Origin of the sequence: Bradyrhizobium sp. (assembly GCF_049586575.1) — a bacterium.
In the GTDB taxonomy this organism is placed as follows: Bacteria; Pseudomonadota; Alphaproteobacteria; order Rhizobiales; family Xanthobacteraceae; genus Bradyrhizobium.
This window is the reverse complement of sequence record NZ_JBAVCF010000375.1, coordinates 1-25,968: the sequence shown is the minus strand read 5'-3', so window position 1 is coordinate 25,968 and position 25,968 is coordinate 1. Positions and strand designations below refer to the sequence as shown.

At 61.9% G+C, this 25,968-nt stretch carries 27 protein-coding genes; 9 read left to right on the top strand and 18 right to left on the bottom strand.

What is annotated here, in order from left to right:
* Position 1: 1 nt before the first annotated feature.
* Positions 2–1,249: an ergothioneine biosynthesis protein EgtB gene (gene egtB, locus WB528_RS14905; RefSeq protein ID WP_423889183.1), complete on the bottom strand. Its 1,248-nt coding sequence runs from the start codon at positions 1,247–1,249 to the stop codon at positions 2–4.
* Positions 1,250–1,557: 308 nt separating this feature from the next.
* On the opposite strand from egtB, the gene grxD reads away from it, so the two are divergent.
* On the top strand, positions 1,558–1,890 hold the full coding sequence (gene grxD / locus WB528_RS14900) for a Grx4 family monothiol glutaredoxin (protein ID WP_423889182.1): 333 nt from the start codon (positions 1,558–1,560) through the stop codon (positions 1,888–1,890).
* Between the two features lie 158 nt (positions 1,891–2,048).
* Positions 2,049–2,603: an O-acetyl-ADP-ribose deacetylase gene (locus WB528_RS14895; RefSeq protein WP_423889181.1), complete on the top strand. Its 555-nt coding sequence runs from the start codon at positions 2,049–2,051 to the stop codon at positions 2,601–2,603.
* 64 nt (positions 2,604–2,667) lie between these two features.
* Here WB528_RS14895 and WB528_RS14890 read toward each other — a convergent pair whose 3' ends face one another.
* The 4 genes from WB528_RS14890 to murI form a co-directional block, all read right to left on the bottom strand.
* Entirely contained in the window at positions 2,668–3,738 is a 1,071-nt protein-coding gene (locus WB528_RS14890; RefSeq protein WP_423889180.1) for a threonine aldolase family protein, read from the bottom strand.
* 144 nt (positions 3,739–3,882) lie between these two features.
* Positions 3,883–4,500 (bottom strand): 30S ribosomal protein S4, encoded by a 618-nt coding sequence (gene rpsD, locus WB528_RS14885; RefSeq protein ID WP_423889179.1) that lies wholly within the window; start codon positions 4,498–4,500, stop codon positions 3,883–3,885.
* Between the two features lie 365 nt (positions 4,501–4,865).
* Positions 4,866–5,609: an acyltransferase gene (locus WB528_RS14880; protein ID WP_423889178.1), complete on the bottom strand. Its 744-nt coding sequence runs from the start codon at positions 5,607–5,609 to the stop codon at positions 4,866–4,868.
* 160 nt (positions 5,610–5,769) lie between these two features.
* Positions 5,770–6,567, bottom strand: a complete 798-nt coding sequence (murI, locus tag WB528_RS14875; RefSeq protein ID WP_423889177.1) for a glutamate racemase — start codon at positions 6,565–6,567, stop codon at positions 5,770–5,772.
* A 250-nt stretch (positions 6,568–6,817) separates the two neighbouring features.
* Here murI and WB528_RS14870 point away from each other — a divergent pair, with 250 nt between their 5' ends.
* Positions 6,818–7,000 (top strand): hypothetical protein, encoded by a 183-nt coding sequence (locus WB528_RS14870; protein WP_423889176.1) that lies wholly within the window; start codon positions 6,818–6,820, stop codon positions 6,998–7,000.
* A gap of 8 nt (positions 7,001–7,008) precedes the next feature.
* Here WB528_RS14870 and purB read toward each other — a convergent pair whose 3' ends face one another.
* Complete coding sequence (purB, locus tag WB528_RS14865; protein WP_423889175.1) at positions 7,009–8,316, bottom strand: adenylosuccinate lyase; 1,308 nt, start codon at positions 8,314–8,316, stop codon at positions 7,009–7,011.
* 416 nt (positions 8,317–8,732) lie between these two features.
* Between purB and WB528_RS14860 the strand changes: the two genes are divergently transcribed.
* Positions 8,733–9,329, top strand: a complete 597-nt coding sequence (locus WB528_RS14860; RefSeq protein ID WP_423889174.1) for a TetR family transcriptional regulator — start codon at positions 8,733–8,735, stop codon at positions 9,327–9,329.
* A 47-nt stretch (positions 9,330–9,376) separates the two neighbouring features.
* On the opposite strand, the gene WB528_RS14855 is transcribed toward WB528_RS14860, so the two are convergent.
* The gene (locus WB528_RS14855) at positions 9,377–10,030 is read right to left on the bottom strand and encodes a response regulator (RefSeq protein WP_423889173.1); all 654 of its coding nucleotides are present in this window, start codon (positions 10,028–10,030) and stop codon (positions 9,377–9,379) included.
* Positions 10,031–10,033: 3 nt separating this feature from the next.
* On the bottom strand, positions 10,034–11,401 hold the full coding sequence (locus tag WB528_RS14850; protein ID WP_423889172.1) for a histidine kinase: 1,368 nt from the start codon (positions 11,399–11,401) through the stop codon (positions 10,034–10,036).
* A 181-nt stretch (positions 11,402–11,582) separates the two neighbouring features.
* Between WB528_RS14850 and WB528_RS14845 the strand changes: the two genes are divergently transcribed.
* The 3 genes from WB528_RS14845 to WB528_RS14835 are packed head-to-tail and all read left to right on the top strand — an operon-like array spanning position 11,583 to position 13,631.
* A complete protein-coding gene (locus WB528_RS14845) occupies positions 11,583–12,344 on the top strand; it encodes a MotA/TolQ/ExbB proton channel family protein (RefSeq protein ID WP_423889171.1) in 762 nt (253 codons plus the stop codon).
* Positions 12,334–13,005, top strand: coding sequence for a hypothetical protein (locus WB528_RS14840; protein ID WP_423889170.1), 672 nt, complete (start codon positions 12,334–12,336; stop codon positions 13,003–13,005). Before WB528_RS14845 ends, WB528_RS14840 begins: the two co-directional genes overlap by 11 nt.
* Positions 13,002–13,631, top strand: coding sequence for a hypothetical protein (locus tag WB528_RS14835; protein WP_423889169.1), 630 nt, complete (start codon positions 13,002–13,004; stop codon positions 13,629–13,631). The genes WB528_RS14840 and WB528_RS14835 overlap by 4 nt, the downstream gene beginning before the upstream one ends.
* 28 nt (positions 13,632–13,659) lie before the next feature.
* Here WB528_RS14835 and rpe read toward each other — a convergent pair whose 3' ends face one another.
* Complete coding sequence (gene rpe, locus WB528_RS14830; protein WP_423889168.1) at positions 13,660–14,361, bottom strand: ribulose-phosphate 3-epimerase; 702 nt, start codon at positions 14,359–14,361, stop codon at positions 13,660–13,662.
* 249 nt (positions 14,362–14,610) lie between these two features.
* Between rpe and WB528_RS14825 the strand changes: the two genes are divergently transcribed.
* Entirely contained in the window at positions 14,611–14,991 is a 381-nt protein-coding gene (locus WB528_RS14825; RefSeq protein ID WP_423889167.1) for a hypothetical protein, read from the top strand.
* Positions 14,992–15,021: 30 nt separating this feature from the next.
* On the opposite strand, the gene WB528_RS14820 is transcribed toward WB528_RS14825, so the two are convergent.
* The 9 genes from WB528_RS14820 to WB528_RS14780 all read right to left on the bottom strand — a co-directional run bounded on the left by WB528_RS14820 (position 15,022) and on the right by WB528_RS14780 (position 25,450).
* Complete coding sequence (locus tag WB528_RS14820) at positions 15,022–16,017, bottom strand: P1 family peptidase (RefSeq protein ID WP_423889166.1); 996 nt, start codon at positions 16,015–16,017, stop codon at positions 15,022–15,024.
* Between the two features lie 44 nt (positions 16,018–16,061).
* Positions 16,062–18,842, bottom strand: a complete 2,781-nt coding sequence (locus WB528_RS14815) for a PAS domain S-box protein (protein WP_423889165.1) — start codon at positions 18,840–18,842, stop codon at positions 16,062–16,064.
* Positions 18,843–19,084: 242 nt separating this feature from the next.
* Entirely contained in the window at positions 19,085–19,525 is a 441-nt protein-coding gene (locus WB528_RS14810; RefSeq protein WP_423889164.1) for a response regulator, read from the bottom strand.
* 249 nt (positions 19,526–19,774) lie between these two features.
* A complete protein-coding gene (locus WB528_RS14805) occupies positions 19,775–20,893 on the bottom strand; it encodes a branched-chain amino acid ABC transporter substrate-binding protein (protein ID WP_423889163.1) in 1,119 nt (372 codons plus the stop codon).
* A gap of 224 nt (positions 20,894–21,117) precedes the next feature.
* Positions 21,118–21,861 carry an ABC transporter ATP-binding protein gene (locus WB528_RS14800; protein WP_423889162.1) on the bottom strand — a complete coding sequence of 248 codons (744 nt, stop codon included), beginning with the start codon at positions 21,859–21,861 and terminating at the stop codon, positions 21,118–21,120.
* The gene (locus WB528_RS14795) at positions 21,858–22,277 is read right to left on the bottom strand and encodes an endonuclease domain-containing protein (protein ID WP_423889161.1); all 420 of its coding nucleotides are present in this window, start codon (positions 22,275–22,277) and stop codon (positions 21,858–21,860) included. Before WB528_RS14795 ends, WB528_RS14800 begins: the two co-directional genes overlap by 4 nt.
* A 95-nt stretch (positions 22,278–22,372) precedes the next feature.
* Entirely contained in the window at positions 22,373–23,203 is an 831-nt protein-coding gene (locus WB528_RS14790; RefSeq protein ID WP_423889160.1) for an ABC transporter ATP-binding protein, read from the bottom strand.
* Positions 23,200–24,501 (bottom strand): high-affinity branched-chain amino acid ABC transporter permease LivM, encoded by a 1,302-nt coding sequence (gene livM / locus WB528_RS14785; protein WP_423889197.1) that lies wholly within the window; start codon positions 24,499–24,501, stop codon positions 23,200–23,202. The genes WB528_RS14790 and livM overlap by 4 nt, the downstream gene beginning before the upstream one ends.
* A gap of 34 nt (positions 24,502–24,535) precedes the next feature.
* Entirely contained in the window at positions 24,536–25,450 is a 915-nt protein-coding gene (locus WB528_RS14780; protein WP_423889159.1) for an ABC transporter permease subunit, read from the bottom strand.
* A 326-nt stretch (positions 25,451–25,776) separates the two neighbouring features.
* Here WB528_RS14780 and WB528_RS14775 point away from each other — a divergent pair, with 326 nt between their 5' ends.
* Positions 25,777–25,920: a hypothetical protein gene (locus tag WB528_RS14775; protein WP_423889158.1), complete on the top strand. Its 144-nt coding sequence runs from the start codon at positions 25,777–25,779 to the stop codon at positions 25,918–25,920.
* Positions 25,921–25,968 lie beyond the last annotated feature (48 nt).

The window sequence follows — 25,968 nt, the reverse complement described above, 5'->3', positions numbered from 1 at the left end:
GCTAGTTGGCGTAGTCGGCGAGACGCAGGCCCGTGAATTGCCAGCGGTGGTGGGGGTAAAAGAAGTTCCGATACGTGACACGGCTATGACCGTCCGGCGTCGCCAGCGACGATCCACGCAGCACAAGCTGGTTGACCATGAACTTGCCGTTGTACTCGCCGAGCGCGCCCTCGATGGCGCGATAGCCGGGATAGGGCGAATAGGCGCTGCGGGTCCATTGCCACACGATGCCGAAGGCGTCGTTGAGATGGCCGGCGCGCGCGGCGACTTCCCATTCCATTTCGGTCGGCAAATGCTTGCCGCGCCAGCGCGCAAAGGCGTCGGCTTCGTAATAGCTGACATGGCAGACCGCGTCTTCCGGATCGACCGGCTTAAGCCCCGCGAGCGTCATGACATGCCACTTGCCGTCGATCTCGCGCCAGTGGCCGGGAGCCTGCCATTCCTCGGCACTGGCGGTGGCAAAGCCGTCCATCAGCCAGAGCGTCGGTGTCGTGTAGCCGCCATCCGCCATGAAGGCGATCCACTCGGCGTTGGTGACGAGGTTGCGCGAAAGGCGCACCGGGCCGACCAACGCACGATGGGCGGGCTTTTCATTGTCGAAATGAAAGCTGTCACCGGGGTGCCCGATGCTGTGAATGCCTTCGTTGAGGCCGATCCAGTCCTCGCCAGAACCGCTCGCGGCCGGGAAACGCCAGGAGGAGTCGTAGGCCGGGGAGATCGGGTTCTGGGCGAAGGCGTGCAGGATGTCGGTGAATATCAGCTCCTGGTGCTGCTGCTCGTGGTTGAGGCCGACTTCCACGAGAGGGGCAATTGCGGTCAGCCGGTCCTCGCCGGCCTCGCGAAAGAATTTGACGACGGCCGCATCGACGTGACGGCGATAGGCGGTGATTTCGTCGGCGCTCGGCCTGGTCAAATCCCCGCGCCGGTGCCGAGCATGGCGCGGCCCGGCGCTGACGTAATAGGAATTGAACAGGAAGGCATAGTCGGGATGGTAGGGCTTGTATCCCGCGCAGTGCTCACCTAGCAGAAACTGCTCGAAGAACCAGGTGGTATGGGCCCGATGCCATTTGGCCGGGCTCGCGTCCGGCATGGACTGGATCAGCTGGTCCTCGGGGCTCAAGGGCGCGGCGCGGCGTTCGGTCTCGTTTCGCACCGCAAGAAAAGCCTCGGTGAGGTTGTCGGTGAGGCCAGATTTTTCGGAAAACAAGGACGCATGCGAGGCGGCAATGGCGGATACTGATTTCGTCACTGGGGTCTCCGGGTCGCAAAAGGAGAACGTTGGCCTCGAAGGACGGTTCCTTGAGAACGGCCTGTCCTAGATAGGGGTTCCTATCTGGGAAAAAAGCCTTCGGCGCCTATACACAAGTACGGGGGCAATTGCCGCGCCCGTTACCTGCCCAGGGGCGCTAAAGCCCGCTGCATGCCAGCCCCGACCGCCAAATTGCTTTGGATGCACAAGCGTTTGGGATACATATATGGGAATCGCGGGGTTGGCCGACGTGACGGCCGGAAGCCCGATTTCGGTGGGCGCTTCACCCGCCCCAAAAGGAAGAGAATATGAGCATCGAGCAATTCATCGACAACGAAGTGAAGTCGAACGACGTCGTGCTATTCATGAAGGGTACGCCCCAGTTTCCGCAGTGCGGGTTCTCCGGGCAGGTCGTGCAAATCCTCGATCACATCGGGGTCAGCTACAAGGGCCTCAACGTCCTTGAATCCGCCGAGCTTCGCAACGGCATCAAGACCTACTCCAACTGGCCGACCATTCCCCAGCTCTACGTGAAGGGCGAGTTTGTCGGCGGCTGCGACATCATCCGCGAGATGTTCCAGGCCGGTGAATTGCAGCAGCTCTTCGCCGACAAGGGCGTGCCGGCCTCAACCGTCGCCTAAGGCTAATGGCGCGCCTAGTGTCCCGCTTCTGACATCCGTACGTTGGTCGAGGCGGGCTCACTTACGATGCCAGAACCAAAGGGACACTAGCAAATATAGGTCTCAAGCGCGGTTTTGGATTTGACATTCGCTACACGGCTCGCGGGGGGACCAAGCGAATGTCAAATCCACCGCATTTGCTCGGCGAGGCGCGGCTTGAAGTCGTCGTTGACGATATCACGACGTTGCGCGTCGACGCTATCGTCAACGCCGCCAACACGTCCTTGCTTGGCGGCGGCGGGGTCGACGGCGCGATCCATCGGGGCGCAGGGCCCGAGTTGCTCGATGAATGCCGTACGCTCGGCGGCTGCGAGACCGGTGGCGCCAAAATCACCAAGGGTTATCGGCTGCCGGCCAAGCATGTGATCCATGCGGTCGGGCCGGTCTGGAATGGCGGCGCGCGAGGCGAGAACGAATTGCTTGCTTCCTGTTACGCCCGCGCCATCGCGCTTTGCCGTGAAAACAATCTGACCTCGATCGCGTTTCCGGCCATTTCGACCGGCGTTTATCGCTTTCCGGCCGATCGCGCGGCCCAGATCGCGGTTTCGACCACCGTTGCGGCATTGAAGGCTGCGCCCATCCTCCGCCGCGTGATCTTCTGCTGTTTTTCGAAAGAAAGCGCTGCCTTGCACGAACGGGTGTTGGCCAGGTTCGGCGAGCCTTGCGCCGATTAAGCCAACGGCGCTGGCGGCGTTACGGCTTTTGACCGACAGAACCAATCCCTGAAGCGCCCTGCCTCTATGCCTTGCGAGCGATCTCGCGCACATGCCCCAGCATTTCCTCGATCATGGCGGCGGACACGTCGAGATGGGTGCAGGCGCGGATGCGGCCGTCCATCACGGCGATCTGAACGCCGCGCTTGTTCAAGGCGGCAACCATGTCTGTGGCGCTGATGCCGGCGCCGTCGGGCCGGAAGAACACCAGATTGGTTTCGGGCTCTTGCACTTCGATGCCCTCGATCTGGGCCAATCCACGCGCCAGCGCGCGCGCATTGGCGTGATCTTCGGCAAGCCGCTCGACGTGATGGTCGAGCGCATAGGTGCAAGCGGCCGCACAGATGCCGGCCTGGCGCATCGAGCCACCGAGGCGTTGTTTCCAGAGCCAGACCTGATCGATGAAGTCGCGGCTACCGGCGATGGCCGCGCCGATCGGCGCGCCGAGGCCTTTCGAGAAATCAATCCAGGCTGAATCCCATCCCGCCGTCATCTCACGCGCGCTGATGCCGGTGGCCACCGTTGCATTCAACAGCCGCGCGCCGTCCATATGGGTGGCAAGGCCGTTTGTCTTGGCGATCTTCACGACCTCGTCGAGATCGGCCTTCTTCCACAGGGTGCCGCCGCCGATATTGGCGGTTTGTTCGGCGCTGACCAGGGTTTGCGGCGGCTGGTAGCGCGTGCGCGGGTGAAGCGCGGCGCGGAAGGTGTCGGGCGTGAATTTTCCATCGGCGCCCGTCAACGGCGTGATCTGGAATCCGCCGAGCGCGGCATGGGCGCCGCCCTCGCGAGCGATGATATGGGCGGAGACATGGGCCAGGATCTCATCGCCCGGCCGGCAATGCACCAGCGTCGCCGTCACGTTGCACATGGTGCCGGAGGGCAAAAACACCGCAGCCTCCTTGCCCATCAGATCGGCCACGCGGTCGCAGAGCAGATTGACGGAAGGATCGTCGCCGACCTGCTCGTCGCCCACTTCAGCTCGCGCCATCGCATCGCGCATTCCCGGCGTTGGGCGGGTTTGCGTGTCCGACAACAGGTTGATGCGGACGTCCGGCGCCTTGGGATCGCGGCGGGCAGGGGTGTAGTAGGTCATTGGACGATGTCTCTCAAAATAGGCTTCCGGGCTAGTCCTTCGGGCTATCCTGGAATTTCGAGATTGAAGCGTTCGGCGATCTTACCGAAACAAAAGGCCCCGGCAAAACCGGGGCCTTCGATCTCGCTTCAAACGTAAATCACATCAGCGCGAATAGAATTCGACGATCAGATGCGGCTCCATCTGCACCGCGAACGGCACATCCGTCAGCGCGGGGATGCGAACGAATTTCGCGGTCATCTTGCCGTGGTCGACTTCAAGGAAGTCCGGCGTATCGCGCTCGGGAAGCTGGCTTGCTTCAAGGACATGCGTCAATTGCTTCGAAGCTTCCTTGACCTCGACGAGGTCGCCAACCTTCAGCTTGTAGCTGCCGATATTGACCTTGCGGCCGTTCACCTTGACGTGGCCGTGGTTGATGAACTGACGGGCGGCAAACATCGTGGCAACGAACTTGGCGCGAAACACCACGGTATCGAGCCGGCGCTCCAAAAGGCCGATCAGGTTCTCGCCAGTATCGCCCTTCATCCGGCCGGCTTCGACGTAGATGCCGTGGAACTGGCGCTCGCTGATATTGGCGTAATAGCCCTTGAGTTTCTGCTTGGCGCGAAGCTGCACGCCGAAGTCGGAAAGCTTGCCCTTGCGGCGCTGGCCGTGCTGGCCGGGGCCATATTCACGACGGTTCACGGGGCTCTTTGGGCGGCCCCAGATATTCTGGCCCATACGGCGATCGATCTTGTATTTCGCCTCATTGCGCTTTGTCATCGCGTCCTCTTCTCGTAACGTTGGGTTTGAGGAAACGCGCCCTCCTGTGCGCCGGGATGTCCCGGTGCCGACAGGTTCAAGCCCCAAGCTGGAGGATGAACCACGGGTCGCGAAACGCATCGCGGGCCGAAAACGGCCCGCGAGCAGGGCGGTTTCTAGGCAGAAACGGCTCACCTGTCAACGTAAATGGTCCCTGCTTTCAGGCTGGCGGCGCCGGTGCCCACTTTCCGAAGTTCGCACCCCCGTATCAGCAGCGCCTTTTTTCGAACTTCGGAAAGCCACGGGCACTGGTAAGTTAACGATCCTAGTATCGCCTATCGATTTGACGTCCCATGGAACAACTCGCGGTTAGCGGGGCAGGGACTTCAAATCGGCGATACCAGTATTTCCGCTGAAATCTCGGTGTTCAGCACCTGTTCCAGCCTACTCAGCACACGCGCAGTGACCGCGGCGTCGGTAACCCGGTGATCCCAACGCAGGATCACGTCAATCCGGTTATCCGACCCAACCCGCCCATAGCTGAGCAGGAAAGGGCCTGGGCTTAGCGCCTGGAGCTCGCCGGGGGCGTAGGCCGAGACCGAGGTAACCCCAAAGCTTCCGAAATTATTGGCGGACATCCGCCCGACATTAAGTCCCACCCACCAGCTCAGGCGGCGCAGCGGCAGCGGCAGGCGGCTTGCCATCAGGATTTTCCGAAAGGTGGGGATTTTCTCCAGCGGTGCGGTCTTGGCATGACGGATCTGGGCGTCGATCTCAGCGAGCGGGCGGTCTTCGGGGGTCGGGACTTTCTCCGGCAGGATGAATTCCTCGCCGTTTTCGACGCGCGCCACCGCAACCATCGCGACACTGCGCGGCAGCTCGAAGAAATGCGGCCATGGCAGCTTGACGTAGAGGGTGCGCAGCACCGGCTCTTCCTTCGCCACGATGGCAAATGCCTTCACGAACATGGCCGCCCAGCCCGGCGGGGAGACGGCCTCGGCGCGCGCGGCCATGAGGGGGCCGATATCGAATGGACGGGAGAGCGAAATAAAGGGCACGCGCATCGACGCGTGCATGAGGTCGAGAATGAACACGCGCGGCAGGGAGATTTTTAGCTTCGTTCCGCGCATCGTTCGGCTCAATTTCCTTTCACGTGGATTTCCGGGTCGTCGGCCGCGAGGGAAAATGAAGCGGAGGCCGGCACCGGGTTTTCCAGACGCGACTTTATCGAGCGCTGGATGAACCGTCGATAAATACATGAAAAATATATGGAAATATAGATGACCCGATTCAAGCCGGCGTGCGGCCGCCGAAAAACGGCACGAGCGCATCGTTTAGCCTGTGCGGCCTTCCCGAGGTGAAAAGCATCCTCGCCGCTGTGCCGCCGATATCGCCGGCCGGCTCGCCCAAAAGATTGGCCACGCGTCTGGCGATGGCAGGTGCAGGATCGATCCAGTCGACCGGCCATGGTGCGAGCCGGTTCAGCCGGTCCAGTAACAGCGGATAGTGTGTGCAGGCGAGCACGATCGTGTCGGTTCGTTTTGATTTGTCCTCGCCGGCGCCGACAAAACAGGGCGTCAGTTCGTCTGATATCTGTTCGTCACTGACGTTCCCGCCGCTCAGCGCCGCCTCGGCCAGTGCGGCAAGCTCCGCCGAACCGACCAGCGTTACCTCGCAGCCTTGCGCGAAATCGCGGATCAGGCCCCTGGTATATTCGCGCTGGACCGTGCCCTTGGTGCCCAGCACCGATACCCGCTTGGTTTTCGAGGCCGCACAGGCCGGCTTGATCGCCGGCACGGTGCCGACGAACGGCACCGAATAGCGCTCCCGCAAATGCGGCATCACCAGCGTAGAGGCGGTGTTGCAGGCGATCACCGCGAGATCGGGGCGATGTGCCGATATCAATTCGCCGATCAGCGGTACGACACGGGCGACGATCTCTTCTTCGCTGTGATGGCCGTACGGAAAAAAAGCGTCATCAGCGACATATAAATAATGTGCATCGTCGCGTGCCCGCACGACCTCGCGCAACACCGTGAGGCCGCCAAGGCCGGAATCGAAAACGAGAATCGTCGGAGGTCCGTTCACGGGGCCATTGTAGCAATTCGCGCCTTACCGACCAGTTGCTTTTGCGAGGCGACCGATCCGGAATAACTCCCGTTTTGCATACGACGAGGCGTGGGCGGACGACCGGATCCCTGCCAATCCGAGAGGCTTTGCGTGGGGGAGTGCGGCGCAAGTTCCGGGCATTCCGTTCAGGCGGCTGATCTGGTCGAACTGGTTCAAACCGATCGTCCGCGTCGGTAGCACCGGCCTTGAGGAGCATGTCCCGGCTTTCGTGCAGGACGGCAGCAACCCCAAACGGTGGAGCGCACAATTCGTCGCGCGGAACGACGGCGAGGTGTTCATCTATGTCAACGACACCTCGATCTTCGCGCCCTGGCTGTTGACGCTGCTCTACGACAACAACCACGGCTCCGCCGCGATCACGATGCGGCGGATCAATTCGGATGTGCCTTAGGGTGGGAGTCAGGCTTCGCCGAACACGCGCTTGAAGATCGTATCGACGTGCTTGAAGTGATAGCCGAGATCGAACTGTTTATCGATCTCGGCGTCCGTCAGGTATTTCCGGACGTCGGCGTCCTTCTTTAGCAGCGACAGGAAGTCACCTTCGCCGCGCCACACCGGCATCGCGTTGCGCTGCACTAGCTTGTAGGCGTCCTCTCTGCTCGCGCCTTTTTGCGTCAGCGCGATCAAAAGCCGCTGCGAGTGCACGAGGCCACCGAGGCGATCGAGGTTCTTCTGCATGTTGGCAGGATAAATCAGAAGATTCTCGACGAGGCCGGCGAGGCGGTTGAGCGCAAAGTCCAGCGTTACGGTGGCATCAGGCCCGATCATGCGTTCGGCGGAAGAGTGCGAGATGTCGCGCTCATGCCAGAGCACGACATTCTCCATCGCCGGGGTCACATAGGCGCGCACCATGCGCGCCAGTCCTGAGAGGTTTTCCGACAGCACCGGGTTGCGCTTGTGCGGCATCGCCGAAGAACCCTTCTGGCCTTCGGAGAAAAACTCTTCCGCCTCCAGTACTTCGGTGCGCTGCAAGTGACGAATTTCGGTGGCGAGACGCTCGACGGAGGAGGCGATCACGCCGAGCGTTGCAAAATACATCGCGTGACGGTCGCGCGGGATCACCTGCGTTGAGATCGGCTCCGGCCGCAGGCCCATCGCTTTCGCAACGTGTTCCTCAACGCGCGGATCGATCTGGGCGAAGGTGCCGACCGCGCCCGAGATCGCGCAAGTCGCGACTTCTTCGCGGGCGGCGATCAGCCGCGCGCGGGCGCGGGAAAACTCCGCGTGGGCGTAGGCGAGCTTGAGCCCGAAGGTCACGGGCTCGGCATGGATGCCGTGCGATCGGCCGATGGTCGGCGTCATTTTGTGCTCGAAGGCGCGCTTCTTCAGTGCGCTGAGCACCTTGTCGATGTCGGCAACCAGCAGGTCGGCTGCGCGCACGAGTTGCACGTTAAGGCAGGTGTCGAGCACGTCGGAGGAGGTCATGCCCTGGTGCACGAAGCGCGCCTCGGGGCCGACGATTTCGGCCAGATGCGTCGTGAAGGCGATGACGTCGTGCTTGGTTTCGCGCTCGATTTCGTCGATCCGCGCCACATCGAAGGTTACGTCCCTGGCTTTGGCCCAGATGGTTTTTGCGGCCGCTTTGGGGATGACGCCCAATTCCGCTTGCGCGTCAGCCGCATGGGCCTCGATCTCAAACCAGATCTTGAAACGGGTCTGGGGCTCCCAGATCGCAGCCATTTCGGGGCGGGTATAGCGGGGGATCATTGGTGGCTCAGCGCTTTTTTGAGGAATTACACGGCTTTAGCAGAGCGGGTGAGGGGTGAAAACCGCCTTCTGGACCCAGGACGCCGGCCCCCCGGCCGAAGCCCACAGATATCCCCCTCAATCACAGAATATTGAATAACAGATATTGAAATCTGTCAGCGCGATGCTCTATATTGCCGTCGATGCTTGATTGAGAGGCCCTCGGCAAGGCCGTTATCGGCGGCAAGCTGGGGCAAGTTACAAGGACTAAGGCCATGACATTCGAAATCCTACACATCACCGCTCAAATCCAGCGCTGGCTTAACCAGCGGATCGCTCGCCATCTGGCCGAGCAGGCCGAGAGGCTTGCCCGCTAAGCCGAAACAAAGATCGCCGGCCACATATAGGTCAGGCTGACACAAGCAGGAGGTACGCCGATGAACGAGAATGTGGTTTTGACACCGGAACGCATTCTGGAAGTCACCGAGGACGTTCTGCGCCGTTTTGGCCTGGCCAAGGCGACGGTCGTTGACGTTGCGCGCGCGCTCGACGTGAGCCACGGCAGCGTCTACCGGCATTTCCCGAGCAAGGCTTCGCTGCGCGAGGCGGTGGCCAAACGCTGGCTCGAGCGCGTGAGCACGCCGCTCGCCAACATCGCCGAAAGCTCAAGCCCGGCGCCGGCGAAGTTCGATCGCTGGCTTCGCGCTCTTTTCGCAGCCAAGCAAAAACGATATCTCGAAGACCCGGAGATGTTTGCAACCTACCTGACGCTGGCCCGCGAAGCGTGCAAGACTGTGAACGGGCACAAGACCTGTCTGACCGGTCAGTTGGAATTGATCCTGTCCGACGGCGTCAAGCAGGGCACGTTCCAGATCGCCGACACCAAGGCGACCGCGCAGGCGATTTTCGACGCGGTGACGCGCTTCCATCATCCCGCCCATGCCGACGAGTGGAACGATCCGCTGCTTCCAGGCCGGATCGATACTTTGCTTGCGCTGCTGCTGAGGGGTATCGAGGCCCCGCGCAAGCGCTAAGCGAGGATGGGTGGAAAACCACCCGTTCTAAGCTCGCCTCGGGGCGCTTACGACCCTGTCAGGCCACACTCGGCTGCCAGACGCACGAGCTGGGCGTCGGTCTTGAGGCCGGTCTTGACCTTGATCATGTAGTGGTAGTTCTGAACCGTCTTCAGGCTGAGGTTGAGGTTCTGAGCAACCTCTTCCTTGGTGGCGCCGGTTGCGATTTGCCGGAGGATCTCGATCTCGCGTTCGGCAAGCTGATCGAGCGCGGAGCCTGATGGCGCAAGACTCTCCAGCGCCAGCACCTGGGCGATGTCGTCGCTCATGGCCCGTTCGCCGCGGGCAACGCTGCGAATCGCCTTGACCAGCACCGCGGGCTCGCTGCTCTTGGTGACGTAGCCGCCGGCGCCGGCGTTGAAGGCGGTTTTCACCAGCGGCGCCTCGCTATGCATGCTGAAGACGAGGATCCGCGCACGTCCATCGCGGGCACGGATGTTCCTGATCGCCTCAAGCCCGCTGGCGCCGGGCATCGAGATATCCATCACCACGATGTCGGGGGAATGGGTCTTGAAGGCGCCATAGGCGCTCACCGCGTCGTCGGCCTCGGCGACCACCTGGAAGTCGGCCTGATTTTCCAACACGCGCCGGTAGCCCTGGCGCACGATCGGATGGTCGTCGACCAGCAGAATGGAAATGCCCTTAGGTGAGGCGGTCGTCATCCGTCAGGCAGCTAGTGGGATGGTCGCGTCGAAGCTCAAGCCCCGTGTCGCGCGCGCGATCGACAGTGAGCCGCCGAGCGCGGCCAGGCGCTCGCGCATACCGGTGAGCCCGAAGCCCGAAGCTTTCGCGATGCTGATGGCGTCGCCCCCGCCATCGTCCTCGACCCGGATCAGGAGCGCATTCTCGGACCCGCTGCGCCGCTCGATCCGGAGCAGGATTTCGCGCGCCGTGGTGTGGCGGAGCGCATTGGTCAGGCATTCCTGCGCGACGCGATAGGCGGTTGCAGCCACCGTGCCGCTGATATCGGCCAGATCGCCTTTGAGGTCGAGCTGGATCACCGGCCGCGCATCGTGCTGCGAGCGCCAGTTGTCGACCAGGCTGATCAGGCTCGCTTCCAGCCCGAACTCCTCGGCTGGCGGATGGCGCAGCCGGTTGAGGGTGCCACGCAGGGACGCCATGATCGCCAGCGCAGCTTTCGAGATCATCCGTGCGTCCTGTGCGACAGAACCGTCCTTGGCCTCAGTTGCGGTCGCCTCGATCGCGTTGGCAAAGGCGAGAATGCCGGTGAGATTCTGGCCGAATTCGTCATGCAGCTCGCGCGCAAGCGTGCGCCGCTCGTCGTCGCGTATCTCAAGCAAGCGTCGTGTCAGGGTGGCGCGTTCCTCCATGGCCTGCGCCAGCCGGTCGCCGAGGTCGCCGACGGCCTGGCCGATGATCGCGAGCTCCATGGAGCGGAAGCGGGGCAGGGACGTCCGGTATTGGCCATGTGCCATGCGCTTGAGCGCGGCTACGATCGACTGTGCCGGCGCCAGCGTATGCGCGATCGCAAGCGAGGCCAGAATCGCAATCGCCGCCGCCATCAGCAGGGCAACGCCGGTATTGTCGAGGATGTGCTGCCAGGCGAGCCGGATCGCGGCGTCTGGATCGGGCGTCGCCGATACAGTGCCGAAAGTGGTCGCGCGGGCGCTGATCGGTCTTGCCACAGCCGCGTGGCTGCCGAGCAGCGTCTGAACGGTGCTGGCAAACCAGACCGGCGGCGTGGTTCCTACCCCCTTGTCCTGGCCGCACAGTGGCTTCTCGAACGCGGCGGCCGGCTCAAAGCGGACGCAGACTCCAGGCGAGATCAGTTTCATCGTCTCGATGGTGCGCCATTCCGGCACCGGGAGCAGATGCTCGCGCATCCTGCCGCCGTGCAACAGGAGCTCGTGCCAGTACAGCCCCTGGAGGGCCTGAGAGACACGCTCGGCGGAAGCTTCGGTGGCGCGATCGACGCTGCGACGGGCCTCGATGGTGGCCCAGACCGTGGCAGCTCCAAGGCACAGCATCACGACGACGAGCAGGCGGGCGACGAGTTGCAGGACCAGGCGCATGCGACCTCCCACGAGTGTGGAACGAAGCTAACAACAACGCCAATCCCTGCCAATTGCAAGCACGAGGCTCCGCACAAATCGGGAAATTTTCCCAATCGTTTCCGGGCATCCGTCTTTGGACCGCCCGTTGCGGTTTTGCTTTAACAACACCAGGAAAGTAGCCGATCGGGAGCGAAGCGGGATGAGTTCCGGACAAGGCGCGGTGATCGCAGCATCTGACGGTAGCCCGCCGGAACGCGGCGCGCTGTTGCTCTGGATGATATTCACCGGTCTTTCGGTGTTTGCCGCGGTGCTGTTATGGCGCTACGGCCTCTTGCATTTGATGGTGACCGCGGACCGCACCTATATTTCGAGCGTCATCGCCGTCCTCTACATAGCCACCTGCGTTCACTGCTTTCTCCGCACCCGCGCGATCGCGCGCGAAGGCGCGGTCGGAGAACGTTGCCGCGCGATCATCGCCGCGGCCGACGGCGGCGCGGCACTGGAAGCGGATGCGAAGTCGCTGCCGAAGGGCCTGGTCACCGATCATATCCATAGCCTGATCGAGAAGGCGAAGGTGCAGAGCAAGGGAGGCATCGACCAGACGCTTCTGTTGCGCTCGCTCGCCGACCGCCTGCGCGGCTCCAATGGCTTTGGTAACTTTGCCTCCGACACGCTGATGAAGCTCGGGCTGCTCGGCACGATCGTCGGCTTCATCATCATGCTGGCGCCGATCGCAACGCTCGATGCCGCGGACAAGGTCGCGATGAAATCGTCCATGGGACTGATGAGCGACGGCATGGCGGTTGCGATGTACACGACGCTTGCGGGCCTGGTCGGCTCGATCCTGGTGAAAATTCAGTACTACATGCTCGATGCCGCGACCCAGCGGGTGTTTTCGGACGCGGTCACGCTCACTGAGACCCGCGTTACGCCGGTGCTGGAACGTCGCAATGATGGATGATTTCGGCCTCTATCCGCGTGAGGACGCCTTCGATCCGTTCGGCATCATGCTGTTCAAAGCGCTGCAAGTCGTTGCTTTCCTGTTTTTCCTGGCGCTGCTCGCGGTCTCGCCGGAATCGAAGGATGGCAAGATCGATTCCAAGGCCGAGTTCATCATCACCATGGATTGGCCCGACAACCACCCCGATGACCTCGATTTGTTTGTGCAGGATCCCGCGGGCAATATCGCCTGGTACCGGCATCGCGAAGCCGGCTTTCTCACGCTCGACCGCGATGACCGCGGCGGCGTCAACGATTTTATCACCGTCAACGGGCGGAAGATCCCGTCGCCCATTCGCGAGGAAATCGTGACGGTACGCGGCATCCTTGCCGGCGAATATACCGTCAACGTCTCGCACTTCCAGGCCAAGACCGGCCAACCTGTCCCGGTGAACGTGAAGGTGCAGAAGCTCAATCCAACCACCCAGGTGATCTTCGACGACAAGCTTTTCGTCGATCACACCGGCGCGGAGAAGACCGCGGTGCGCTTCACGCTGGATGCCGAAGGCAAGGTGATCGACGTCGAGCAACGGCAGAAATCGCTACTGGAGACGTTCCGTCGAACCTGGGCGAACGGCTCAGATCGCGATCCCAAGACTGGTGTCAGGATGAGAATGCCGTGAGCAGCCTGCAATCCGTCATTCTCATGCTCGCGGTGGCGTATGCGCTGGTAGGTGCACTGCTGCTCGTCGTGCTGGTCTATGCAAGGCTTCCCTGGCCGCTGAAAGGCATCGCGGTGATCGTGACCAGCTCCTTCTACATCGCAAGCTTCCTCGGCGTGCGCGGGTTGCTCGGCTGGGCCAGCGTCGACCGGTTGCCTGCGAATTTCAAGCTGCTGCAGGCGCGCATTGTCGAGCCGCATTCGCTGGAAGGCGACCCCGGTGCGATCTATCTCTGGGTCGAGGCGCTCGACGAGGACAACCGCCCGAGCGGCGTGCCGCGCGCCTTTCGCGTTCCCTACAGCGGTAAGCTCGCCGACAAGACCGACAAGGCGCAGAGCGAGGTCGCCGCGGGCCGTGCGCAAGGGGGCCGCGCCGCCGATTACGGCAGCGGCGAGGGCGGGCTGCTCGACTCCGTGCGCGCCTACATCACGCCGAATACCATCATCGAAACCTCCGGCGGCGATCCCTCCACCGGCGGCGGGCTGACCGCAGTGCCGCAAGCCGGCGACGAAGTAACCTTCACGCCACTCTTGCCGCCGCGGATGCCACCCAAGGACGTCATGGAGCCGCAGGAAAGCAGGCGATAACCGAATCGAGTGGTGCCCTGTCGTTTTCTCAGATCGCTTCGCCCCGCGCGCTCGCCGCCGCGTTGCGGATCGCGGAGATGTTGGCCTTGTAGGCCTCCTTCGTGCCTCCTTTGAAGACGGCCGAGCCGGCGACGAAAGCGTTGGCGCCGGCGGCGGCCAACTGGCCGGAATTATCCGCTCCCACGCCGCCATCGACTTCGATGTCGATCGGGCGTCCCGCCGTCATCGCGCGCAGGTCGCGGACCTTGGCGAGCGTGGAGGGAATGAAAGCCTGCCCACCGAAACCGGGATTGACCGACATCACCAGCACCAGGTCGATGTTGTCGATCACATATTCGATCGCCGAAATCGGCGTGGCCGGATTGAGCGAGACGCCGGCCTTCTTGCCGAGCGCGCGGATCGCCTGCAACGAGCGATGCAGATGCGGGCCTGCCTCGGCATGCACCGTGATGTGATCGCATCCCGCCTTGGCGAAGGCTTCGAGATACGGATCGCACGGCGATATCATCAGATGCGCGTCGAAAATCTTTTTGGTGTGCGGCCGCATCGCCTTGATGACGTCAGGCCCGTAGGAAATGTTGGGGACGAAATGCCCGTCCATCACGTCGAGATGGATCCAGTCCGCGCCCGCGGCATCGACCGCGCGCACTTCTTCGCCGAGCTTCGAGAAGTCCGAAGCCAGGATCGACGGAGCGACGATGAGAGGACGTGACGCAAAGGCTTGGGACATGTGCCCTGTCTTCCCTACAAACCACGTCAATCGTGGCGCCGTTTTCGGCCTAACACGCGAAAGCGTTGCCGGCAATGCGGGCTTGGAACGGTGGAAAAATCTGCCGCAAGCGGCACGAATTGCCGATCGGCGGCTGTCTTCCGCAATCGCGAAAGCCATCATTTTATTGGCTTTTCCGCCGTGGCACGGTGCTTGCTGACCTGTCTTGAAAGATCACACGCTAGCGTGCGGCCATTTGGAGCTTTTGCCATGCTGCCAGCCATTGGCGCGGCCACAGCCGCCCTCGACGCCATCCAGTCACTGACGTCGTCCCAATCGACGTCATCGCAGACGATCGGCGGCTTTGGACCGGCGCTGTCCGACGCGGAAGACGGTTCCTCCACGCCGTCTTCGGGCTCAAATGCTGTTTCCGGCTTCAAGAACGCCCTGATTTCGTCTGATAACTTCAATGCGCTGATCGATGCCCAGAGCCTGACGTCGGGCGGTCTTGCCGGCGCCCTCGATTCCAGCAGTTCGGATTCCTCGCAAGGCCCCTCCGCCTCGGCCTCATCGGCCTACAACTCGGTTGACCAACTCGTCCAGTCCACTGCGGTTCCGCTCGGGTTCAGTCCGTTCTCTATCAGCGCTTGACGCAACGCAGGCGAAGTTCATTGCCAACCGTTATCCGAAGCGATCCCGCCACGCCGGCAGTGTGCCCGGCAGAGGCAGCGCCGTCGCCGCGTGAACGCCGCGGGCGATCGCGCGGGCCATGACATTGGCTGCGATCATGCCAAGCTCGGTGAGGCCGATCAGCGGATCGATCTGATGTTCACCAGTCGAAGCTGCGAACACCACGTCGCCATCGGTGGGCGCGTGCACCGGGTAAATCGCGCGCGCAAAGCCGGTCTGCGCCATCATAGCCAGGCGTTTGGCCTGATTTTTTGTCAGCATGGCATCGGTGACGACCACGGCGAGCGTGGTGTTCTCGGGGGGTGTTGCGGCAGGTCCGCCCTTGATCCGCATCTTCAGCATGTCCGGGGTAAAGGCCGCCGGCAATCCGCGTCCGCCGTATTCACCCTCGACCTCAAACGGCGCCGCCCAGAACCATGGTCCGTCGCCTATCGTGACGGTGCCGACTGCATTGACCACGGCGAGCGCGGCGACCTTCACGCCATCCCCGGTTTGGGCGGAGGCGGAGCCAAGGCCGCCCTTTAGATTGGCGGTATTGGCGCCGAGGCCGGCTCCGACGCTTCCGAGCGCGAAACTGGTGCCGGCAGCGGCGGCAGCCACGTAGCCGAGATCGCGGTAAGGCGCGAAGCGGCCCCACTTCTTGTCGCCGCCGTTGAGAAGGTCGAAGCAGATCGCGCCGGGCACGATCGGAATAATCGCGCTGCGCGCCTGGAAGCCGCGGCCCTGTTCGGCGAGCCAGGCCTGCACACCGCCGCCGGCTTCCAGTCCGAAGGCCGAACCGCCTGACAGCGCGATCGCATCGATCCGCTCGACCATGTTGGCGAGGTCGAGCAGCCCACCCTCGCGCGTGCCTGGGGCGCCGCCGCGCACATCCATCGCGGCCACCGCTGGGCGATCGAAGACCACCGCAGTGACACCGGAGGCAAGCTTGGCGTCATCGGAGTGGCCGACGCGAACGCCGGCGATATCGGTGAGGAGATTGTGCATGGCATTCACTCAGCCGGTTTCGTAATCGGGTTTCGAATAAAAAGTCAGCTTTCGAGGGCCAGTCTGATCATTCGCGCCAGGTCGGACTTTCGGTACGGCTTGGCGAGCAGTAGCACGTCGGTATCGAGACGGCCGTGATGAACGATGGCATTCTCGGTATAGCCTGAGGTGAATAGCGTCTTCAATCCGGGCCGCTGCGCCAGCGCCGCGTCGACCAATTGGCGGCCATTCATCAAGCCGGGCATGATGACATCGGTAAACAGAAGATCGATGTGGTTGGAGCCATCGATAATCTCCAGCGCCTCCGAGGCCCGGCTGGCCTCGAGCGCCTTGTAGCCGAGGCTCTCGATCTGGGTGATGACATAGCGGCGCACGAGGGCGTCGTCTTCGACAATCAGTATGGTCTCGTTGCCGACGGCAATGCTCGTGGTAGTCTGCGATTCCATCGGCGTGTCCGACAATCCGGTGGCGCGCGGCAGATAGATCTTCACCGTGGTGCCGTGGCCTTCCTCGCTGTAGATCTTGACGTGGCCGTTCGATTGCTTGACGAAGCCGAACACCATGCTCAATCCAAGGCCGGTACCCTTGCCGACCTCTTTGGTCGTGAAGAATGGGTCGAACACCCGCTCGAGATTGACGGCCGGAATTCCGGTGCCGGTGTCGCTCACGGCGATCATGACGTAGTTGCCGGCGAGCACATCCCTGTTCATCGCAACGTAATCCTCGTCGAGGGAGACATTACTGGTCTCGATCACGAGCTTGCCGCCGGAAGGCATGGCGTCGCGGGCGTTGATCGCCAGATTCAGGATCGCGGTGGTCAACTGGTTGGGATCGACGAGGGCAGGCGAGGCGTTCTCCGCCAGCAAGGGATTGATCTGGATTTGCTCGCCGAGTGTCGGCCGCAACAGTTTGATGGTTTCAAAGACCAGCGTATTGACGTCGACCTCGCGCGGTTGCAGCGGTTGCCGGCGCGCGAAGGCAAGCAGGTGTTTCGTCAGGCTCGCGCCGCGTTCGGCGGCATCGTCGATCATCTTGGCGATTGCTGAAAGCTGCGGGTCGTGCGCCAAGGCATCCTCAAGAATGCCGATCGTGCCCGTGATGACGGTAAGTATATTGTTGAAGTCGTGGGCGACGCCGCCGGTCAATTGGCCGACGGCGTCCATCTTCTGCGCTTGATGGAACTGTGCTTCGGCAGCCTGCTTTTCCGTGAGGTCGCGGCCGACAAAGAAATGCCGGCGCACCGGCTCCGACCACGTTCCCATCCAGCTCAGATTCACCGGATGTCCGTCCTTGTGGACGTAGCGGGTTTCAAAGTTGCGCATCAGGTGTCCGCGCCGCGCCGAACGCATCTCCTGCCGCGTGCTTTCGAGATCGTCGGGATAGATGAATTCCATGGCGCTATGGCCGATCATGTCCTCCGGCCTCAATCCCAGGATCGTCATCGAACTCGGGCTGACCTGGACGAACGTTCCCTTGGTATCGGTGACCAGGATGAGATCCTGCGACGTCTCGAAGATGCGCTGCCGTTCCTCGATTTCCTGGGTAAGAGCTGCTTGCGTGAGTTTGCTTTCGGTGACGTCGCGCGCGATCTTGGAAGCGCCGATGATTTCGCCCGAAAGCGACCGCAGCGGGGAAACCGAGAGCGAAATAGTCAGCAGCCGGCCGTACTTGGTCACGCGCAAGGTCTCGTGATGGGCGACGGTCTCGCCCTGACTTACACGCGCAAGAATATCGTTCAATTCATCGAGCTTTTCCGACGGAACGATCAGGTCGATATGGCGGCCGATCGCCTCGGCAGCGGTGTATCCGAACAGCCGCTCGGCGGCTGGATTCCACGCGGTGATGGTGCCGTCGAGCTTTTTCGCGATGATGGCGTCGTTTGAGGATTCGACCACCGCTGTGAACAGGCGTTCGCGTTCGGAATGGCGCCGTTGTTCAAAAGCGCTCTCGCGGCGCAGCGCGACCAGCAGACGGGACAGCCGCGCCTGCAAGTTGATATTTTGCAGCAGCAGCACTCCCAGCACGAAACAGGCGGCGCCAAGCCCGTAGAGGCGGCCTATATAAAAGCCGAGATCGTAACGGTTGGCATTAAGCAGCGCCGACGACGCCACATCGAAAAGCCACGCGCACAGCACCACCATCAGCCAGATGTCGAGGACCGAGTGTGGCCGGCGCGTCCACAGGACGAACAGGGCTACCAGGTTGAGGAGCCATACCGCGAGCGCGGTTCCAAACAGCGCCGGCGCGTAGCCTTTGTCGGCGATGAGCAGCGGCAGAAGATCGTGCTTTTCCGTCACCACGAAAATAGCGGCCGCCATGGCCGCAAAGACCGCGGTCACGGCCCAGACAATCGATGCTCCGACCGACCCCTTGATGGCGCGGCCGCCATCCTCATCCTTGAGCAAGGCGTAGCCGAGCACGAAGAGCGGGAAACCACCATGCCAGATCATGTAAAGCCAGGCCGTGGTCTGCGGGCCGGCGTTCAGAAGCCCGCTGTTGGCAAACAGATTTGGAAAGGTCAGGCCGTGAACCAGCGCTGCGGCTGCGGTGAACAGATACCCGCTCGCAAGCACCAGAAGCGAGCGCGATCGCAACAATGAGAATTGCGAAAGCAAGAGGATCGTCGTGATCAGGTCGTTGATTGCGAGCGCAGATTGATAGCTGGCGACGAAAGCGGGCACCGCCGGCAGTTGCACCCGGGAGAAGGGAAGGGCGGCGGAAAAGAAGATGGCCGAGGCGGCGACGACGCCGAATGCAATCTTGCGGTCGCGGCTGGTGGCAGGAAGTGTCGAGAGAAAAATGTTGCGGTCGTCGCCTGCTTCCACTTTTGTCTCCAGACTCCTGCGTCTTAGCTCGCGTCTCTAAGACTGACGCTGTTTGCCGTGTCAGCGACGCGCCTAAGCGACGCAACCGGCACCCACCTTTTCGAAGTCGAACTTCGAAAAAGCTATGGGCACTAGCCAGCTAAAATTCCAGTGGCGGTTTTCCATGTGAAGTTCCTGGACGGAATTTCCCGCTTGCGGTGCAGGAACTTCAAATGGGCAGCACTAGGGAACACATATTGTACTTATTGCCGTTCGGAGGGAATGCCCGCCGGCATTTTCCGGCTGAGGTCGGGAGGAAGCTGCGAACTCGACAGGCTGCCGTTGACCGCGGTCAGGAGCTCGGAGGGCCTGAACGGCTTTTGCAGGCTTGAGACGGCCCCGAGCCGTGTCGCCATGTGCAGATAGTCCGGTTGGCGGTCCGAGGCCAAACGAAACTGCTGTCCCGAAATCACGATGACCGGTATTTGCGGGCGCGACTGATGCACAAGTTTCATCGTCTCAAAGCCATCAGTGCCCGGCATGAAGATGTCGACGATGAGCAGGTCGAAACTCCGCGCTTCGAGCAATTGCAGGCCCGTGCGGCTGCTGTCGACGGCTTCGACCGCATGGGCCGCGCGCTCAAGCAGAATCTTGACGGTGGCAAGAACCGCCCGGTCGTCGTCGATGACGAGAATGCTCGCCATAGCGTATCCTTGACGAATTTCGCCGCGCTCAACCCAAAGTTACATAGATTTTTGATTCAGGCCAAGACCGATACTGACGCCGAAGCGGTGATGGTTGACGTCAACTTACTCCGTTGCAGCGAAATTCCAATCTGATTTGACAGTTCCGCGGTTCGCTGAGGGAACTCTGGGTGGAGATCATTGGCAACCGTCGAAACGAAAACGCCCCGGCGGACCCGGGGCGTTGAATGAAGGTTCTGGTTGAAGGGGTTAAGATCCCTTCGGGCTGATCTCGGTGTAGCCGCCTTTGTTATCCCACTTATAGACGACGTAGTCGATTTGCTTGATGTCGCCCTTGGAATCGAATTCAAGCTTGCCGATCACCGTATCCCAGGCGCCCGCCTTGATCGTGTCCATGACCTTCTTCGGATCGGTCGTGCCGGCCTTCGCTACCGCCTGCGACCATACCTGCATCGCGGCATAGGTGTAGAGGGTGTAGCCTTCGGGATCGATGTTGTTGGCCCTGAACTTCTCGACGATGGCTTTCGCGGTCGGCTTGTTGCGCGGATCGGGGCCGAAAGTGAACAGCGTGCCTTCGCCGGCCGGTCCGGTGATGGAAGCGAATTCCTTGTCGGCAAGCGCGTCGCCCGCCATCAGGACCGTCTGCATGCCCTGGTCGCGCATCTGGCGCACGATCAGTCCAGCTTCCTGATGGTAGCCGCCGACAAAAACCAGATCGATGTTCTCGCGCTTCATGCGCGAAACGATGGCGGTGAAGTCCTTGTCGCCCTTGTTGTAGGATTCGAACATCTTCTCCTGGAAACCGGCCTTGTTGAGCGCCTTCTTGGTTTCGTCGGCGAGACCCTTGCCGTAGGTGGTCTTGTCGTTGAGGATGGCGACGTTCTTGCCCTTGTAGAACTTCGCGATGTAGTCGGCCGCGACCAGGCCCTGCTGGTCATCACGGCCGCAGACGCGCGCGACATTCCAGAGGCCGCGTTCGGTGTACAGCGGATTGGTCGAAGCGGGCGTGATCTGAAGCACGTTGCCGTCGGCGTAGGCCTCCGATGCCGGAATCGACGATGACGAGCAGTAGTGACCTGCAACGAAGGGAATCTTGGAGCTTGCGATCTTTTCCGCCACCGAGCGAGCCTGTTTGGGATCGCACGCGTCGTCCTCGACATCCAGCGCGAGCTTCTTGCCGAGCACGCCGCCGGCAGCATTGAGGTCCTTGATTGCCTGCTCGGCGCCGTTCTTCATCTGGCGGCCGAAAGCGGATTCGCCGCCGGTCATGGGCCCCGCCACAGCGATGGTGACCTCTTGCGCAAACGCGGCCGTCGACAGCGCCAGCGACGCGCCGATTACAAGACCAAAGAGCTTTACTGATTTCATGAGGGATCCTCGCGGGTGGTTCGCCATGGGACTTCGCCGGCTAGCCGCCGGGTTCTGAAAAGCGTGGGCGTATTCTCGGCTGATTTTACGGCGAAGTCATCGGTAAATTTCGCCCAAACCGGCTTCCAACGGTGGTCATTCCGCGGCGCAAATGAAACGAGCGAGCCCTCAAGACGCGAAATTCCGGCCCCGGTGAGGGGGCGCCATCGCGGAATGACCGCGGGTTAGGCGCGCCGGCCGCCTTCGAGATAGGCAGCGCGGATTTCCGGGCGCTGCAATAGTTCCGCGCCCGATCCTTGCAGCGTGATCAGCCCATTGACCATGACATAGCCGCGATGAGCCAGCTTGAGCGCGTGGTTGGCATTCTGTTCGACGATCAGGACGGTGAGCCCGTCCTGCTGGTTGAGGGTGCGGATGGCGTCGAAAATCTGGCGGGCGATCAGGGGCGCGAGCCCGAGCGAGGGCTCATCCAGCAGAAGCAGGCGTGGGCGGCTCATCAATGCGCGGCCGATCGCCAGCATTTGCTGCTCGCCGCCCGACAGCGTGCCGCCCCGCTGGGTCAATCGTTCCTTCAGCCGCGGAAACAGCGCCAGCACGCGCTCAAGTCCGCTTCTCAGCTCGGCCTCACTGGAGCCGGTAGCGTCCGCCCCCATTTGCAGGTTTTCCGCAACGCTCATCCGCGGAAAAATCCGGCGGCCCTCCGGCGATTGCGCGATGCGTAAGCGCGCGATCTCATGGGTCGGTACTTCGGTGATATCTCGGCCGTCGAACAGGACCTGGCCGGCGCGGGCTCTCGGTTTGCCGAAGATCGTCATCATCAGCGTCGACTTGCCGGCGCCGTTGGCGCCGATCAGTGCGACGATCTCACCTCTGACAATGTCGAGATCGACGCCCTTGAGTGCCTCGATCTTGCCGTAGGCGGCACGAAGGCCCCGGATCGCGAGCAGGGGCGCGGATGGAGCGTTCAAAGTGCGCTCCTTTGCTGCTCGCGCGAGTCGGCTGTGCTCCCTCCCCCTGAAAGGGGGAGGGGTGGGGAGGGGGTCACGTCGCGCGAGCGTTTCTCGATCACCGTGACAAGGTCAGCTAGGACACCCTGAAAATTACCGAAGACATCATTGTTCCAGTACCGCACGACCGCGATATTTTTTTCCAGGAGAAAACGCGTGCGTCGCTCGTCTGCCTGCTTTTGTTGCGCAGCATGTTGCCCGCCGTCGAGTTCAATGGCGAGACGCAGGCTTGGGCAGTAAAAATCAAGTGTGAATGGCCCGACCGGATGTTGCCGTCTGAAGTGATGACCATTGAGTTGGTCACGGCGAAGTGCGCGCCAAAGCCGGGCTTCCGCGTCGGTCATCTTGCCGCGGAGCCTCCTTGCACGCGCCGTCATCAATTGTGTGCGTGAGAAGCGTGACCCCCTCCCGCCCGCTTCGCGGTCGACCTCCCCCTTGCAGGGGGAGGTTAGGGCGGCACTTCTTGGCTTCGTCATGGACCGCTCCCCATGATCGCGGCTGCTTCTTCTTCGTCGGCGCCAAGATAGGCGGCGACCACTTTGGGATCGTCGCGAACGGCTTGCGGCGCGCCCTCGGCGATCTTCACGCCGTAATCCATCACCACGATGTGGTCGGAGATTTCCATCACTACCGACATGTCGTGCTCGATCAGAAGGATCGAGGTGCCTTCGCCGCGGATCGAGAGCAGCAGTTCGCTCAGCGCCGAACTTTCGCGGGCGTTGAGCCCTGCCGCCGGCTCGTCGAGGCACAATAGCGCCGGTTCGGTGCACATCGCGCGTGCGATTTCCAGGCGGCGCTGATCGCCGTAGGCCAGATTGCCGGCGGCATCGTCGGCACGCTCCGACAAGCCGATCCGGTCGAGCCATTGCTTGGCCTGATCGATCGCGTGCTTCTCGGCCGTGCGATAGGACGGCGCGCCAATCAACCCGAGAAAGGTGAATCCGGAGGCCTGCATCAGCGTATTGTGCTGGGCGACCATCAGGTTTTCGAGCGCCGTCATGCCGGGAAACAGCCGGATGTTCTGAAAGGTGCGCGCGACTTTCGCCTGTTTGGAAATCCGGAAATCGTTCAGCCGCTCAAGCTGGAAATCGCGGCCGTCGTCATGCGTCAGTCGGATCGCGCCGGAGGTCGGCCTGTAAAATCCGGTGATGCAGTTGAAGACGGTGGTCTTGCCGGCGCCGTTCGGTCCGATCAACGCGGTGATCTTGCGGCGTTCGGCGGCAAACGAGAGGCCGTTGACGGCGACCACGCCGCCAAAGCGCATGGTCAGGCCGTCGACCTGGAGGATGGTATCGCCGCTCATCCCCGTCCTTCCCTGGCAAGCTCGGAGGAGATGGCCTTGCTCTGCCGCAGGAATACGGTCGGTGCGCGATGGCCGATCAGGCCGCGCGGCCGCCAGATCATCAGGAGCACCATCGCCATGCCGAACACCAGCATGCGGTATTGGTCGAACCCGCGAAACAACTCGAAGCCGCCGATCAGGGTGAGGGCCGCCAGCGCGACGCCGAGCTGCGAACCCATGCCGCCGAGCACGACGATCGCGAGCACCAGCGCCGATTCCTGGAAGGTGAAGGATTCCGGGCTGATAAAGCCTTGCCTTGTGGCGAAGAACGCGCCCGCAAAGCCGCCGAACATCGCGCCGGTAGCGAACGCCGTCAGTTTGGTGGTGGTGATGTTGATGCCGAGCGCGCGACAGGCGACTTCATCCTCGCGCAAGGCTTCCCAGGCACGGCCGATCGGCAGGCGGCGCAGCCGGATCGTGACCCAGTTGGTCAGCAGCGCGAGCGCCAGGATCAGATAGAACAGAAACACGATGCGATGGGTGGTCGAAAACTCGATGCCGAGTCTTGCGGCGAGGCCGTTGGGGCCGGGGGTAAGCGGGATGCCGAAGAAGGAAGGCCTCGGAATACCGGATACGCCGTTGGGGCCGCCGGTGAGGCTTTGCCAGTTGATGATGACGAGACGAATGATTTCGCCAAACGCGAGCGTTACGATGGCGAGGTAATCGCCGCGCAACCGCAGCACCGGAAAGCCGAGCATCACGCCCCAGAGAGCAGCCAGAATGCCTGCGAGCGGCAGGCAGACCCAGAACGACAGCCCGAAATTGGTTGATAGCAGCGCATAGGAATAGGCGCCGACGGCGTAGAAGGCGACATAGCCGAGGTCGAGCAGGCCTGCGAGGCCGACCACGACGTTCAGTCCCCATCCGAGCATCACATAGGTCAACACCAGAATGCCGAGATCGAGAATGTAGCGCTGATCGTAGAAAATCACCGGGAAGAGAAAGGTAAAGATCAGCAGCACCGGTGCAATCGCGCGCCGCGCCAGTCCCAGCGCGCTTTGCACGGACGGCGGCACGGCCGCAGTCACAGAGACCGGTTCCCACCATTGCCGCAACAACTCGATGACGATGCTGCCGACAAACACGACGCCAACGATGGCGGCAAGATCGCCGAACCGCGTCCAGTAAATCAATTGCCCGGTCGGGCCCGCCTCGGTGCGGATGCCGATCATCAGCGAGAACAGCACCAGGGCGATCAGCGCGCTGATCAGGGCTTTCTTGAGGATGAAGGCGATGCCGGCGCTGCGCGAGGGTTGCATGAGGTCGGGCGAGGCTACCGTCACGCGTGCTTACCTAGACTTTTTCGATTTCGGGGCGGCCGAGCAGGCCGGTCGGCAGGAAGATCAGCACCACGATCAGGATCGAGAATGCGGCGACGTCTTTATATTCGACCGAGAAATAGGCCGACCACATGGTTTCGATCAGGCCGATCAGGAGTCCGCCAAGCATCGCCCCCGGCAGCGAGCCGATCCCGCCGAGGACGGCGGCGGTGAACGCCTTGATGCCCGCGATAAAGCCCATGTAGAAATCGACGAGGCCATAATAGAGCAGGTACATCATGCCGGCGACGGCCGCCAGCGCTGAGCCGATGACGAACGTCATGGAGATGGTGCGGTCGACATCGACGCCGAGCAGCGCCGCCATCGTCTGATCCTGTTCGCAGGCGCGCATGTCGCGTCCGAGCCGCGTGCGCGAGACCAGCCAGCTGAAGATCGCAAGCAGTACGATCGTGGTAACGACCACGATGATCTGTGCGTTGGAGAGACGGACCACGAAGCCATTGCTTTCGAGCAGGCTGTAGCCGCCGGTGATGATCGGCGGCACCGGCTTGACGCGGGCGCCCTGCGAGATCTGTGAAAAGTTCATCAGCACGAACGACATCCCGATCGCCGACAGCATCGGTGCGAGACGGAAGGAATGCCGCAACGGCCGGTAAGCGATGCGCTCCACCGTCCAGCCGTAAAGGGCAGTAATCGCCATCGATACCAGGAGCACGATGAGAAGGATCAGCGGTATTGTGGTCAGTCCGATCGAGACCAGGATCAGGAAGGTGATCAGCGCGATGAAGCCGCCGATCATGAAGATGTCGCCATGGGCGAAATTGATCATGCCGACGATGCCATAGACCATGGTGTAGCCGATGGCGATCAGGCCATAGATCGAGCCGAGAACGATGCCGTTGATCAGTTGCTGGGCGAAATAATCCATGCGCTGCCGACTGTTGGCGCATTCTTTCCGGCAAAACGGAATTCGGTTTGCCGTTTTTGAAAATGCGGTTTCAACCCCTGACACAGCGAAGGCCCTGGCAGCCGGACGTCGCGTCATTTCAATTTTTAACAGCGGGAACCCATGGCGGCAACAGCGCCTAAAGGGGCACTTAAGGGCTTGTACAGAGATAGTTTTCAGGAGTCCGCCAAAATGGCGCAGGAACCGCGGATTCCGGCGCAGTTGCCAAAAACCGGCGGAACGGATGTTCCGCGCAACCAATGGCGGGTTCCACAGTTGTCCGTCTGCGACTGAAAAAGGAGATCGCGATGTCCAATCAGAACCAGAATCCCGGCCAGCAGAACCAGACCCCCGGACAGAAGCCGGGCCAGCAGCAGGGCGGTGGGCAGAAACCAGGACAACAGCAGCAGGATCCGAGCCGTCAGGGACAGAAACCCGGCCAGGACCGCTAACCCCTTCACCAGTTAAAAGTTCGCGCTATTTTCGGATGAAAGTCCGGC